This is a genomic window from Rhodospirillales bacterium (genome assembly GCA_014323865.1).
Taxonomy (GTDB): Bacteria; Pseudomonadota; Alphaproteobacteria; order SP197; family SP197; genus SP197.
Genome location: JACONG010000013.1, coordinates 141,419 through 153,892, shown reverse-complemented (window position 1 = coordinate 153,892; position 12,474 = coordinate 141,419). Strand labels below are relative to the sequence as shown.

Here is a 12,474-nt window from a genome sequence, read left to right as displayed (position 1 = left end):
ATTCGCCCGCCGGCCGCACCCGCGAAAGGTCAGGCGGCCGTATTCTCTTCGACCGTCTCGCCCTTGAAGCCTGTCCAGACAAAGCGGCGGTCGCAATAGCCGCAGTCGATCACCCCGTGGGCGCTGAGATCGTAATAGACGCGCGGGTGGCCCAACGCGCCGCCGCCGCCATCGCAGCAGACCTTGGGGCTGTCGGAATGGATGACCTCGGGCGGATCGATGGGCATGGCGTCTCTCCTGTCAGGCGGATCATACGAATCGTTGGCCGCCATGCAATCGTCCTGTCGCGGCCCGACACGTGGTGTATAACGCACACAATGACACCCGACCTCGCGATCGACATCCGCGGCCTGCGCAAAACCTACGGCAAGGGCGACAAGGCCAGGGAAGCGCTCAAAGGCGTCGACCTCGACGTTCGGCGCGGCAGCTTCTTCGGTCTTCTCGGCCCCAACGGCGCCGGAAAGTCGACCATGATCAACATCCTCGCCGGTCTCGTGATCAAGACCGGCGGCGACGCTGCAATCTGGGGCTGGGACATCGAGCGCAACACGCGTGAGGCCAAACGCGCCATCGGCGTCGTGCCCCAGGAGCTCAACATCGATCCCTTCTTCACACCGCGCGAGGCGCTGGAACTCCAGGCCGGGCTCTATGGTGTGCACAGGAAGGACCGCCGCACCAACGAGATTCTCAAGGCCGTCGGTCTCACCGAGCAGGCTGACTCCCATGCGCGCAGCCTTTCGGGTGGCATGCGGCGGCGTCTTCTGGTCGCCAAGGCCATGGTGCACAGCCCGCCGGTGATCGTGCTCGACGAGCCGACCGCCGGCGTCGACGTGGAGTTGCGGCGCAGCTTCTGGTCCTACATCCGCAGGCTCAACGACGAGGGTGTGACGATCCTGCTGACAACCCACTATCTGGAGGAGGCGGAGCGCTTCTGCGACGAGATCGCCATTATCAATCGTGGTGAACTGGTGGCGCGCGATACGACCGAGGGGCTGAAGCGGCGTCTTGATCACAAGATGCTGACGCTGCGGACCGACGAGCTTCTCAGCGAGGTGCCCGACGCGCTCAAGGGCCTCGATTGTCGCGTCACGCCCAATGGCCGGCTCCAGATTCGCTATCGCTCGCGCGAGACCCATCTCGAAGACATTCTCGGCCGTGTCCGCCAGGCGGGCCTGACCATCGTCGATCTCTCGACCACCGAGGGCGATCTCGAGGATGTCTTCGTGGCCCTGACGACCAGCTCGTCGACCGAGGCCGCACAGTGACCGGTTGCTACCTGACGACCATGGCCTCGCCGATCGGCGAGATGGCCATGGTGATCACCGACGGTGCCCTCGAACTGCTTGACTTCCCTGATGAGAACGGCCGCTTCGACGCCTTTCTCGCGCGCCGCTACCCGAACGGCGCACCGCCGCGGGAGAGAGACACGTCGGGCATCCCGGAATCCCTCATGGCATACTTCGATGGTGACCTCGGTGCCATCGATGCGGTTCCGGCTCGGCCGCATGGCACTCCGTTCCAGCAGGCGGTCTGGACCGCCCTGCGCCGCGTGCCATGTGGCACCGCCATCACATACCGGGACCTCGCCGATCGGGCAGGGCGGCCTCGTGCGATCCGGGCCGCCGGTGCCGCCAATGGCCAAAACCCGGTGTCGATCGTCATCCCCTGTCACCGAATCATCGGAACCGACGGTTCGCTGACGGGTTACGGTGGCGGATTGGCGCGAAAAGCATGGCTGCTGGAGCACGAAGGGGCGAAAACAGCCGGAAACCTCCATTGCTGACGTCATGAAGGCTGCTGCGGTCATGAAGCCGACGGATGTTCGCTGCGACCCACCAGCCGCCTTGTTCCGGCAGACCAGAAACCCTATGGTCCGCGACCGTGCGGTCCCGTAGCTCAGCTGGATAGAGCGCTGCCCTCCGAAGGCAGAGGTCACAGGTTCGAATCCTGTCGGGACCGCCAGTTCCCCCGTTGCTTCCAGGACGAGGCAAGGGCGGGGCAGAAGAACAGGATCACCCGTCGCTGGGCCAGGCGCGGCACCCGTCCTCCCGCGCCACAGGATCAACGCACCCGATGGGCCTGCATCCTCGGTGCAATCTGTCCGGCGGCCTGTCCGGTCATGCCTTGTCAGGCAGGTGCCGGTGCTCACGTTCTCGTTATCGGTTCCATTGTCCGGGGCTGCCGGTTTTTCCCGGGATTTGCCCCGGTATAATTCTCGGGCATGGAAGGGAGACAGACATGGTTCAATCTGGTGTGCGTATGCTGACGGGAGCTGCTGCCGCCGGTGCTCTTCTGGTGGCATCGACGATTGCTCCGGGTCATGGAGACGAGAAGGTCGAACAGGCCATCGAGGCGCGCATGGGCTTCATGCAGGCCGTCACCTGGGAAGCGGGGCCGCTGTTCGGCATGGCTAGGGGCGACATGGCCTATGACGCCGAAGCTGCAATGGATTACGCCAACGCCCTGAATGCGCTCGTGCAATACGATGCCGGCCGCCTGTTCATCGAGGGTTCATCCCGGTCCGAAGTACCCGGCGAGACCCGCTCGCTGATGGCGATCTGGGAGAAGCCCGACGACTTCGCCAGGGCCTATTCCGACTTCCAGGCCGCCGCCGCCGGTGTCGCGGCCGTTGCCGGCGACGGGCAGGAGGCTCTGGCCGCCGCCGTCACCGCGCTCGGCAAGTCCTGCGGTACCTGCCACAAGCCGTTCCGCGCCGAAGCGTTCTGATCGCTTCAGGCCGGAACACCACCGCCGTGACCTGCGACGTGACGGGGGTAGCGTGATGCCGCTCCTGAAACGCCTGGTTCCCGCGTGCTGTGTCGCCGGGGCCGTTGCCGCGTCGGTCGCGTTGGTGCTGTGGATCGCCGCAACGCCGCGCGTGCTGACGGCCGCCGATCTGCCAGTCCATGAGGCAGACCCCGGGCATGGCCGTCTGGTCTATCACGCGGCGGGTTGCAATGCGTGTCACGCGACACCCGATGCCAGGGGCGACGACAAGCAGATCCTCGCCGGCGGTCACCGGCTGGAATCGCCTTACGGTGTCTTTGTGGCGCCCAATATCTCGCCCGATCCTGTCGATGGCATCGGTGACTGGACGGCGCTGGAGTTCGTCAACGCCGTGATGTACGGCGTGGCACCCGACGGCAGCCATTACTATCCGGCCTTTCCATATCTTTCCTATCAGCACATGACGATCGGGGATGTGCTCGATCTCAAGGCTTACATGGACACCCTGCCCGCCGTGACCGGACGCGCGGCGGACAACGAACTGCCCCTGCCGCTTCGCCTGCGCCGCGGCATCGGCCTCTGGAAACTTCTTTACATGGGCAAGGCGCTCCCGGCCCTGCCGGCCGGCGCGGACGCGGAGGTCATCCGCGGTGCCTATCTGGTCAACGGTCCCGGACATTGCGGCGCGTGCCACACGCCGCGCACGCCGTTCGGCGGGCTCGACGGGAACCTCGCCTTCTCCGGCGCGCCCGATCCCGCAGGCGAAGGCACCGTTCCGAACATCACGCCGAGCGACGACGGCATCGGCGACTGGTCAGTGAGCGACATCGAAGCGGCGTTGCGCACGGGCCTGCTGCCCGACTGGGATACCTTCGGCGGCACCATGATCGCGGTTCAGGAGAACATGGCCCAGTTGCCCGAAGAGGATCGTCTGGCGATTGCCGCCTACCTCCTGTCGCTGCCGCCGAAGCCGAACTCCTGGGCGGTCGAATAGCCGATCCGCCGCCGCAAACAGGCGATTGTGCCTGCTCGATTGTACCCGCCCGGGAATCCGGGAATACTTCAGGGAACACTTTCGGGAATACTTTACAGTGCCGCCGACCACGACGGACGGGAGCGAAGCCATGATCAGTGAATGTCCGCTGAGCGCGGAACAGGTCGCCACTTTCCACCGCGACGGGGACATGGCGCTTCCCGGTTTCCCCGATGTCGGGGCGTTCCAGCCGGCGCACGACGCCATGGACAGCGATCCCGACTTCGGCGGCATGACGATCGACCGCAAGGAGCCTTCGACGGCATCCCCGGCAAGACCCCCTTTCGTCGATACCGCGCCCAAAGCCCGATACCCCGCCCGATACCGCGCCCAAAGCCCAGGCCGAAGCCCAGGACCAAGGGATTGAGGCGATGCGCGAGACCATCTGCAACACCATCTGCAACACCATCTGCAACCCGGTGGCAAAGCGGCCACCTTGCATCGCGAACGCGCCGGGACGCTCCGACGCGCCTGACCCAACACCCGGGAGCGGCGCTCTCCCGGACCTGGAGTGTACCCGATGAACCGGATGACTCCCGACCGGCTGGTCGCCAATGACGGCTGGAGCGATCTGCGCGGCTTCCTGCCGTTGCCCGATATCGATCTCGACACGCTCCACGCCTACCGGGCCGAACGGCTGCGCGCGGAGATGAGGAAGGCCGATGTCGCGGCGCTCGTCATGTTCAATCCGATCAGCCTGCGCTACGCCGTCGACTACAGCACCTATGCGCTGTTCCAGTCGCGCATCCCGTCGGTCTATCTGTTCATGGCGCAGGACGGCCCGACCGTGATGTTCGGTGCCTATGGCGATACGCCGCTGATCGACCGCTACGAGACCGCCGACTTCGTCACCTTCTTCGATGCCGGCGACAACATGGCCGACAACGCGCGGTTGCTGGCCGACAGCCTGGTGCGTTACCTCGACGAACTCGGCACCGACAACCGCCGTGTTGCGATCGAACTGAGCAATCCCAGCGTCACCCAGGCCTGTCTGCAGCGTGGCCTGGAGGTGCTCGACGGCATTGCCCTGTCGGAGAAGGCGCGCCTCATCAAGTCGGACGAGGAGATTGCCTGTATCCGCTGGGCCACGGCCGTCGCCGAACTCGGTATGGCCAAGATGAGGGAAGCCCTGCAGCCCGGCGTGACCGAGCTCCAGCTCTGGGGCCTCCTCAACTACACGAACCTCGCCAACCACGGCGAATGGCACGAAGGCCGGATGCTGGCCTCGGGCGACCGCATCAATCCCTGGCTTCAGGAGGCGACGCAGCGGGTCATCGAGTCCGGCGACCTCGTCGGCTTCGACACCGACATGGTCGGCCCGAAGGGCTATTTCTGCGATATCTCGCGCACCTTCCACTGCGGGCCCGCCGCACCGACGAAACGCCAGAAGGAAATCTACCGGATGGCCTATGACGAGGTGCAGCACAACATGGCTCTCGTGCGCGCAGGCATCTCGTTCCGCGAGTTGCAGCAGCAGTCCTGTCCGATACCCGAGAACTGTCAGGAAAACGCCTACGCCTGCATCTATCACGGCGTCGGCATGTGCGATGAGTACCCGCGCATCAATCCGATGTTCCGTGGGCCCAACCCCTGCGATGGCCGGCTTGAGGCCGGCATGGTGATCACCGTCGAGAGCTACATGGGCCCGAAGGGCGAGCGCGACGGCGTGAAGCTGGAGGAGCAGGTCCTGGTCACCGAAGACGGCTACGAGCCGATCTCGACCTTCCCGTTCGAGGAATCGCTCCTCGACTGACCGGCCTGCCCGGTCGACCGCCCGGCAGGTCGTCATCGCCCCGACCCTGCCGCTGCCCGCACCCGGAGCATATCCCGTTCGGATCGAATCGATCTGAACGGGTGAAGATGCTCCAGAGGATTTTCATCTTGACCCGAATCGAACAAGGGGATTCCCATTCGTTCCACCGGATGATTCTGTACACGCAGGTGCTTCGCGAGGCAGATATGGGGCGTCGGGACGGATTGAACCTGCGCCGCCGGGACGGGTGCGAGAGGCGCGCCGGGCTTCAGGGGGCTGAAGCGTCCAGCTTCGGTTTGGGGATTATATGCTTGACGCCACAGGTCATTCCAACAGAGGCCTGATGTGCTTCTCAAAGTGTTCGATGACCACCTGTCGTTCTCGTAGCTTAGGCCAGAACAGGCAGTGACCCTCTATCCGTTGGAACCAATGCGCAATCTCCTGCCGGTAGTAGCGATCCTTCGCCAGTCCGTTGGTAAATACCCACCAGAAAGGAACCACGTCGGCCTTCTGCCTGGCGATCTTTCGAGCAGAGGCCAGAATCCCCGGCATCATGTATTTGCAAGCACGTTCATGAGCGTTGCCAGCCGCTCTTTGCCGCTTGATCTCGACGTAGATTGACTTGCCGGTGGTCGTGTTCTTGATTGCGTATTCGGGATGAATGCCGTGTAGGCGTGATCTTCCATCTTTGCCGGTACGCCGCCCGTAGATACCCGCCAGATCCTTCGGCTTATGAACCGTGCTGAACCCTGTGTTCTCAAGGTGGGCCTCCATGATCACGCTGAACACGTCCTCGGCCACAGCGCCGCGAGAACCGGCAAGGTCTTGCCATGGCTTCCTACCCTCTAAATGCTCACGCGCCATGTGCTTCAAGCCCCCACATGGCCCAATCCCCGGCGTTGCGGGATCGAGAAAACAGTTCGATCTTTCGCGCATCCGGGAACATGGCTTCGATCCTGTGACGGACTTCGGCAGGCTTTTCGGAATGACCAGTCCGTTTTGCGCTCACAAACTGGCGAATGTTCCGCGCCCCTCTTGGGCTTGGTATTTTACCGCGCTTGAATACCAGACACAGTTCGCATTGGCTCATGGTGTAAAAGCCCGGATTGACCCGAACCTTGTCCCACACAAACGCGACGGTCGCCCACGCGAAGCCCCACGCCTTGCCCAACTCGATAGCCTGATCGAGATGCGGGTTTGTTGCCCACATGAAGAGCAGCGAGTCCACGGCGGAAATTTTGGGGACGGCCAGTTTTTTCAGCCCGTCCAGTGTCACCGTCGGATAATGGTGTTCCGCGCCGCCTGTGTCCCTGCTGCCCGGCCCTGCGTGCTGCAATTGTCCTTTGTAGTCCCACGGCGGATCGGCATAGATGATGTCGAACGTCTTTTCCGGCAAGTCCGGGAACATCGGCCTTGCCATGTCGTTCATGAGCGTCAGCGCTAGCTGGTTTGGGGTGAGGCTGTTCGGCGAAACGATGCAGTTCCCTCTTGCAGGGCTCATTGGTCATTCCCTTTCCGTATGTTACTCGCAAGTAAGAGCGTCGTAGGTCAGGCACTTCCCGATCATGGCGGCGACAAATGCCTGCATCTGCGCCAGCGTATCAAGCTCGCGCATGTTGTACCGTGCGGCGAACTCCTGCACCTACTTTTGCAGGTGCTTGGCGCTAATCTTGTGGAAGGTGCCGACATAGCCCCGCTTGAGCATGGACCAGAAAGAGAGTGAGGCCTTTGCGGGTGCCTTGCCGGGTCCTTTGTGCGCCACGTCCTGTTTCCCTGTGTGCTGCATTCTGCACAGGGTGCCCAGCCTGTGGCGTCAAGTAATGTAATTCCCTTCGGTTTCATGTATGGACAAGAGGGGCGTTTCCCATCAAACATGGTCCCGCCTCGTGCGAGGCGGCGGGGGATTGTTTTCGCAAGGGGCCCTGCCGGTCGCGCCTTGTGCAGCGGACCATGGTCCACAAGAGAGGGAAGGTGACAGGATGACGAGACTTCGGGACCTTTGGGGGAAGCTTCAGGGCTGGTGGCGCCAGCTGCCGGCATGGCGCAAGTGGTTTCCTGTGGCACTGCTGTTGCTGGCCATTCCGGCGGCGCTGCTGGCGTTGCCGGCCATTCAGTGGGCGCTGTGCACGGGGTGGGGTTTGTTTGACGACAAGAATGGGGGTGATGCCGTATGCAAAATCAACTCCCTGTCCGACCTGGTGCTGATACTTGCGGCTGTCATCGGCCTGCCGCTGGCCTTATGGCGGAGTGTCGTCGCTCACAGACAGGCGAAAACCTCCGAGCGCGGTCTGTGGAACGAGCGCTATCAGAAGGGCGCGGACATGCTGGGCAGTGACACGCTGGCCACCCGCATGGGCGGCATCTACGCACTGGAGCGGCTGGCTCAAGACCATCCCGGGGACTATCACGTTCAGATCATGCAGCTGCTTTGCGCGCTCGCGAGGCATCCGACCGCGCCCGGAGCGGCAAGGCTGGCCGATAAAGCCGGCGATGCAACAGACCCGGAACACCCGGAACAAGGGTGCCCGACGGATGTCGAAGCGGCGGCAAGGGCGGTGGCGGAATGCCGCAAGCGTCTGTCCAGTCAAGGCAGATTGACTGACATCGCAGCTTCCTGGAGGCCCGATCTCTCCGGCGCGAACCTCTCCGACACGTACCTCTCCGACACGTACCTCACCAACGCGAACCTCACCAACGCGAAGCTCTCCGGCGCGAAGCTCTCCGGCGCGAACCTCTCCGACACGTACCTCACCAACGCGAACCTCTCCGGCGCGGACCTCTCCGGCGCGGACCTCTCCGGCGCGAACCTCTCCGGCGCGGACCTCCCCGACGCGCACCTCAAGGACGCGGACCTCACCGGCGCGGACCTCTCCGGCGCACACCTCACCGGCGCGGACCTCCCCGACGCGAACCTCACCAACGCGAAGCTCTCCGGCGCGAACCTCTCCGGCGCGAACCTCACCGACACGTACCTCACCGACACGAACCTCGCCCGCGCGGACCTCAACGGCGCGAACCTCACCGATGCGCACCTCAAGGGCGCACGCCTCTCCGGCGCGGACCTCTCCGGCGCGGACCTCTCCGGCGCACACCTCACCGGCGCGGACCTCCCCGACGCGAACCTCACCAACGCGAATCTCTCCGGCGTGGACCTCTCCGGCGCGAACCTCACCAACGCGAAGCTCTCCGGCGCGAATCTCTCCGGCGCGGACCTCACCGGCGCGAACCTCACCGACACGAACCTCGCCCGCGCGGACCTCACCGGCGCGAACCTCGCCCGCGCGGACCTCACCGGCGCGAACCTCACCGATGCGGACCTCACCGGCGCGGACCTCACCGGCGTGACCGGTCTGACGCAGGAGAGGCTGCGCAGCGCCCGGCCCTCGCCACCGCCGGAAAGTCTGCCGGCGGGCTTGGTTTGGCCGTTCGAGGAGGGCGAGGAGGGCGAGGACAGCGAGTGGCGACCGAAGCCGTGAAGCCAGAGCCCTGATCGCTTGTGGATCATGGTCCGGCGGGGAGGGACGGTGACAGGATGACGAGACTTCGGAACCTTTGGGGAAAGATTCAGGGCCGGGGCTGGCTGCTGGTGCTACTGGCCATTCCGGCGGTGCTGCTGGCGTTGCCGGCCATTCAGGAGGCGCTGTGCTCGGGGTGGGGTTTGTTTGACGAAAAGGCGAGGGATGAAGGCGCATGCAAAAGCGACTCCCTGTCCGACCTGGTGCTCGTACTTGCGGCTGTCATCGGCCTGCTGCTGGCTGGATGGCGGAGTGTCGTCGCTAACGAGCAGGCGAAAATCGCTAACGAGCAGGCGAAAATCGCCAACAGGCAGGCGGAAACCGCTAACGAGCAGGCGAAAATCGCCAACAGGCAGGCGGACACCTCCGAGCGCGGCCTTCGGAACGAGCGCTACCAGAAGGGCGCGGACATGCTGGGCAGTGCCACGCTGGCCACCCGCATGGGCGGCATCTACGCACTGGAGCGGCTGGCTCAAGACCATCCCGAGGACTATCACGTCCAGATCATGCAGCTGCTTTGCGCGTTCGCGAGGCACCCGACCGAGTCCGAAGGGGCAAGGGCGGTCGATAGCGCCAACGATGCAACAAACTCGAAACACGCGGACCAAGGGTGCCCGACGGATGTTGAAGCGGCAATAAGGGCGGTGTCGGAATGCCGAAAGCGTCTGTCCGGTCAAGGCGGATTGGCTGACATCGAAGCTTCCTTGAGGCTCAATCTCTCCGGCGCGAACCTTTCCGGCGCGAACCTTTCCGGCGCGGATCTCACCAACGCGAACCTCCCCGATGCGAACCTCTCCCGCGCGAACCTTAGAGACGCGATCCTCTACAACACGATCCTCCACCACGCGAACCTTTCCGGCGCGGACCTCACCGACGCGAACCTCTCACGCGCGAACTTCTTAGGCGCGGCTCTCTTAGGCGCGAACCTCACCGACGCGAACCTCAACGGCGCGAACCTCAACGGCGCGCTCCTCGACGGCGCGAACCTCAACGGCGCGGCCCTCTTCGGCGCGGACTTCAACGGCGCGGCCCTCGGTGGAGCGGATCTCACCGGAGCAGGTCTCACCGAAGCGGACCTCTCCGGCGCGCTCGGTCTGACGCAGGAGATGCTGCGCAGCGCCCAGCCCTTTCCACCGCCGAAGAGCCTGCCGGAGGGCCTTGTTTGGCCGTTGGAGAAGGGCGAGGACGGCGCGTGGCGATTGAAGCCGGTGCCTTGACCGCTTGCGGACCGTGGTCCGGCGGGGAGCGATGGTCCGTGAGCAGCGTTTCGGAGGGGTAGCGGAGCGGTTCCAGCCAGGGGCGATCCGCTCTGCATCCTGAAGACTCATAGCATCGTCACCCGTTCGGATTGGTTCGCTCCAAACGGGATGGGCTCCGGGCCGTATCGATGGCATCGCTCATCAGTTCGCTCATCCGTTCGCTCATCTGTTGTGGCGTCATCGTCGTCGCGGCGTCACGCGTGGCCTCCGCGTCACGTGCGGTCTGTCAGCGCCCTTTCCAGTTCGGCTTGCGCTTCTCGGCAAAGGCGCGGGGGCCCTCGATCGCGTCCTCGGAAGCCATCATGCGCTCGTAGACGTCGACGCCGGAGTTGCCGGGCCTGGTCCTGTGCATGGCCTGGTCGAGCGGCAGGGTCATGATCGCGGGCATGATCGCCTTCATGCCCTGGAGCGCGAGCGGCGCACCTTCGCTCAGCTTTTCGGCGAGCGCGCGGGTGTGGTCCATAAGCCGGTCGGCCGGGACGACATCGCGCACCAGGCCCCAGTGCCTGGCCTCGGCGGCATCCATGTGCCGACCCGTGAAGAAGAGGTCCATGGCGACGTTGTAGGGGATGCGGCGTGGCAGACGCTGGATGGCGCCCGCGCTCGCCAGAAACCCGCGCTCCATCTCCGGCAGCCAGAACTCGGCATGCTCGGCAGCAATGACGATGTCGGCCGACAGGGCGAGCTCGAACCCGCCGCCGATGGCAAAGCCGTTGACCGCGGCGAAGACCGGTTTCGTGAGATCCCAGAACTCGGTCAGGCCGGCGAACCCCCCGGGCGATTCCTCGACGTCGACCTCATCGAGCCTGTCGGCGGCTGCCACGGCCTTGAGGTCCCAGCCTGCGGAGAAGGCGCGGTCGCCGGTGCCGGTGATAATGCCGACGAGCAGGCTGTCGTCGTCCTGAAGCTCGCGAAAGGCATTGTAGAGCGCCATCGACGTCGCCGCATCGATCGCATTGACCGGCGGCCGGTCGAGCGTGACCTCCAGAACCTTGCCGCGTCGTTCCGTCCTCAGGATATCGGACATGATCGTTCCTCCGCTTGTCCGCTGCGGGCCCGGCCCGCACAGGCCTCGAGATGATGACGGACATCGCCCAGCGTCGCGTTCATGACCATCGCGCGCTTGAGGTGATGGCCAAGGGGCATGTCGAACGTCATGCCGATGCCGCCGTGAAGCTGCACGCCTTCCTCGGCGACCTTGCGTACGGCCTCGCCGACCGCGACCTTGGCGGCCGATGCGGCATGGCTGCGTGTTGCCGCGTCCTTGTCGAGGTTGAGCGTTGCCTCAAGCACCATCGACTGGGCGAGTTCGCAGCTCATGTAGACATCGACCATGCGGTGCTGGAGTGCCTGGAAGGAACCGAGGGTCTGGCCGAACTGCTGGCGTGTCTTGAGGTATTCGAGCGTGGTCTCGTGGACCTGCCACATCGACCCCACCGCATCGGCGCACAGAAAGGCGATGCCGTGGTCGCGCACGCGTTCGAGCACGGGCAGCCCGGCGTCGGCCTCACCGAGGAGCGCATGGTCTGCCACGCGCACGTTATCGAAACGGATGTTGGCCGCGCGCCCGCCGTCGTGCAGGGCAAAGCCCGACAGCGTGACGCCGGGCCCCGATGCCGGCACGGCAAACAGGCCGATCCCGTCCCGGTCGTTCCGGTCCCCCGCTGTGCGTGCGGAGACAATCAGGGTGTCGGCAGCCTGGCCGTAAAGGACCATGTCCTTCCGGCCTGCGATGACCCAGCCATCGCCGTCCGCCAGGGCCCGGGTCGCCACATCGGCGAGATCGAAACCGGACTGACGCTCCGCGACCGCCAGGGCAAGCCGGACCGAACCGTCGGCGACGGCGGGAAGGATGGCCTGGCGCCGGTCGTCGCGGGTGCCGAACAGCACGGCATGGCCGCCCAGCACGACGCTGGCAAAAAACGGCAGGTTGACCAGATGACGGCCCATGCTTTCGGCCACCAGCATGAGCGCCTCGGGTCCGCCGTCGAGCCCGCCGCAATCTTCCGGAAAGGCGGCGGCCATGCAGCCGAGTTCGGCGAGCTGCGACCAGTCTTCCGCGCGGAAGCCTTCGGCGCTCGCGACCGCCGCCTGGCGCCGTTCGAAGGGGAAGAGATCGGCGACGACACGACCGATCGTGTCGCGGAACAGGGTCTGGTCTTCGGTCAGCGAGAAATCCATGCCCGC

The 12,474-nt window shown here is 64.8% G+C and carries 12 protein-coding genes and 1 tRNA gene; 8 read left to right on the top strand and 5 right to left on the bottom strand.

The window, feature by feature from the left end:
• Positions 1–29: 29 nt before the first annotated feature.
• Positions 30–272: a zinc-finger domain-containing protein gene (locus tag GDA49_07510; protein ID MBC6440243.1), complete on the bottom strand. Its 243-nt coding sequence runs from the start codon at positions 270–272 to the stop codon at positions 30–32.
• A gap of 45 nt (positions 273–317) precedes the next feature.
• On the opposite strand from GDA49_07510, the gene GDA49_07505 reads away from it, so the two are divergent.
• The 6 genes from GDA49_07505 to GDA49_07480 all read left to right on the top strand — a co-directional run bounded on the left by GDA49_07505 (position 318) and on the right by GDA49_07480 (position 5,513).
• Positions 318–1,265, top strand: coding sequence for an ABC transporter ATP-binding protein (locus GDA49_07505; GenBank protein ID MBC6440242.1), 948 nt, complete (start codon positions 318–320; stop codon positions 1,263–1,265).
• A gap of 20 nt (positions 1,266–1,285) precedes the next feature.
• The gene (locus GDA49_07500; GenBank protein ID MBC6440241.1) at positions 1,286–1,783 is read left to right on the top strand and encodes a methylated-DNA--[protein]-cysteine S-methyltransferase; all 498 of its coding nucleotides are present in this window, start codon (positions 1,286–1,288) and stop codon (positions 1,781–1,783) included.
• Positions 1,784–1,885: 102 nt separating this feature from the next.
• Positions 1,886–1,962 (top strand) — tRNA-Arg (locus tag GDA49_07495).
• Positions 1,963–2,238: 276 nt separating this feature from the next.
• Complete coding sequence (locus GDA49_07490; protein ID MBC6440240.1) at positions 2,239–2,727, top strand: cytochrome c; 489 nt, start codon at positions 2,239–2,241, stop codon at positions 2,725–2,727.
• A 55-nt stretch (positions 2,728–2,782) separates the two neighbouring features.
• Positions 2,783–3,721 (top strand): cytochrome c, encoded by a 939-nt coding sequence (locus GDA49_07485; GenBank protein MBC6440239.1) that lies wholly within the window; start codon positions 2,783–2,785, stop codon positions 3,719–3,721.
• A gap of 583 nt (positions 3,722–4,304) precedes the next feature.
• Positions 4,305–5,513: an aminopeptidase P family protein gene (locus tag GDA49_07480; GenBank protein ID MBC6440238.1), complete on the top strand. Its 1,209-nt coding sequence runs from the start codon at positions 4,305–4,307 to the stop codon at positions 5,511–5,513.
• 324 nt (positions 5,514–5,837) lie between these two features.
• On the opposite strand, the gene GDA49_07475 is transcribed toward GDA49_07480, so the two are convergent.
• Positions 5,838–6,377, bottom strand: a complete 540-nt coding sequence (locus GDA49_07475) for a MunI family type II restriction endonuclease (GenBank protein MBC6440237.1) — start codon at positions 6,375–6,377, stop codon at positions 5,838–5,840.
• Entirely contained in the window at positions 6,367–7,014 is a 648-nt protein-coding gene (locus tag GDA49_07470; GenBank protein MBC6440236.1) for a transcriptional regulator, read from the bottom strand. Before GDA49_07470 ends, GDA49_07475 begins: the two co-directional genes overlap by 11 nt.
• A 478-nt stretch (positions 7,015–7,492) precedes the next feature.
• Here GDA49_07470 and GDA49_07465 point away from each other — a divergent pair, with 478 nt between their 5' ends.
• Positions 7,493–8,989, top strand: coding sequence for a pentapeptide repeat-containing protein (locus tag GDA49_07465; GenBank protein ID MBC6440235.1), 1,497 nt, complete (start codon positions 7,493–7,495; stop codon positions 8,987–8,989).
• Between the two features lie 56 nt (positions 8,990–9,045).
• Positions 9,046–10,245: a pentapeptide repeat-containing protein gene (locus tag GDA49_07460; GenBank protein MBC6440234.1), complete on the top strand. Its 1,200-nt coding sequence runs from the start codon at positions 9,046–9,048 to the stop codon at positions 10,243–10,245.
• A gap of 268 nt (positions 10,246–10,513) precedes the next feature.
• Here GDA49_07460 and caiD read toward each other — a convergent pair whose 3' ends face one another.
• The gene (caiD, locus tag GDA49_07455; GenBank protein ID MBC6440233.1) at positions 10,514–11,314 is read right to left on the bottom strand and encodes a crotonobetainyl-CoA hydratase; all 801 of its coding nucleotides are present in this window, start codon (positions 11,312–11,314) and stop codon (positions 10,514–10,516) included.
• A complete protein-coding gene (locus tag GDA49_07450) occupies positions 11,299–12,468 on the bottom strand; it encodes an acyl-CoA dehydrogenase family protein (protein MBC6440232.1) in 1,170 nt (389 codons plus the stop codon). Before GDA49_07450 ends, caiD begins: the two co-directional genes overlap by 16 nt.
• Between the last annotated feature and the right edge of the window lie 6 nt (positions 12,469–12,474).

What these genes read in the sequence shown, in the direction of transcription:
- GDA49_07510 (MBC6440243.1), bottom strand. Translation starts at nt 272, where the DNA reads ATGGCGGCCAACGATTCGTATGATCCGCCTGACAGGAGAGACGCCATG.
- GDA49_07505 (MBC6440242.1), top strand. Translation starts at nt 318, where the DNA reads ATGACACCCGACCTCGCGATCGACATCCGCGGCCTGCGCAAAACCTAC.
- GDA49_07500 (MBC6440241.1), top strand. Translation starts at nt 1,286, where the DNA reads ATGGCCTCGCCGATCGGCGAGATGGCCATGGTGATCACCGACGGTGCC.
- GDA49_07490 (MBC6440240.1), top strand. Translation starts at nt 2,239, where the DNA reads ATGGTTCAATCTGGTGTGCGTATGCTGACGGGAGCTGCTGCCGCCGGT.
- GDA49_07485 (MBC6440239.1), top strand. Translation starts at nt 2,783, where the DNA reads ATGCCGCTCCTGAAACGCCTGGTTCCCGCGTGCTGTGTCGCCGGGGCC.
- GDA49_07475 (MBC6440237.1), bottom strand. Translation starts at nt 6,377, where the DNA reads ATGGCGCGTGAGCATTTAGAGGGTAGGAAGCCATGGCAAGACCTTGCC.
- GDA49_07470 (MBC6440236.1), bottom strand. Translation starts at nt 7,014, where the DNA reads ATGAGCCCTGCAAGAGGGAACTGCATCGTTTCGCCGAACAGCCTCACC.
- GDA49_07465 (MBC6440235.1), top strand. Translation starts at nt 7,493, where the DNA reads ATGACGAGACTTCGGGACCTTTGGGGGAAGCTTCAGGGCTGGTGGCGC.
- GDA49_07460 (MBC6440234.1), top strand. Translation starts at nt 9,046, where the DNA reads ATGACGAGACTTCGGAACCTTTGGGGAAAGATTCAGGGCCGGGGCTGG.
- caiD (MBC6440233.1), bottom strand. Translation starts at nt 11,314, where the DNA reads ATGTCCGATATCCTGAGGACGGAACGACGCGGCAAGGTTCTGGAGGTC.
- GDA49_07450 (MBC6440232.1), bottom strand. Translation starts at nt 12,468, where the DNA reads ATGGATTTCTCGCTGACCGAAGACCAGACCCTGTTCCGCGACACGATC.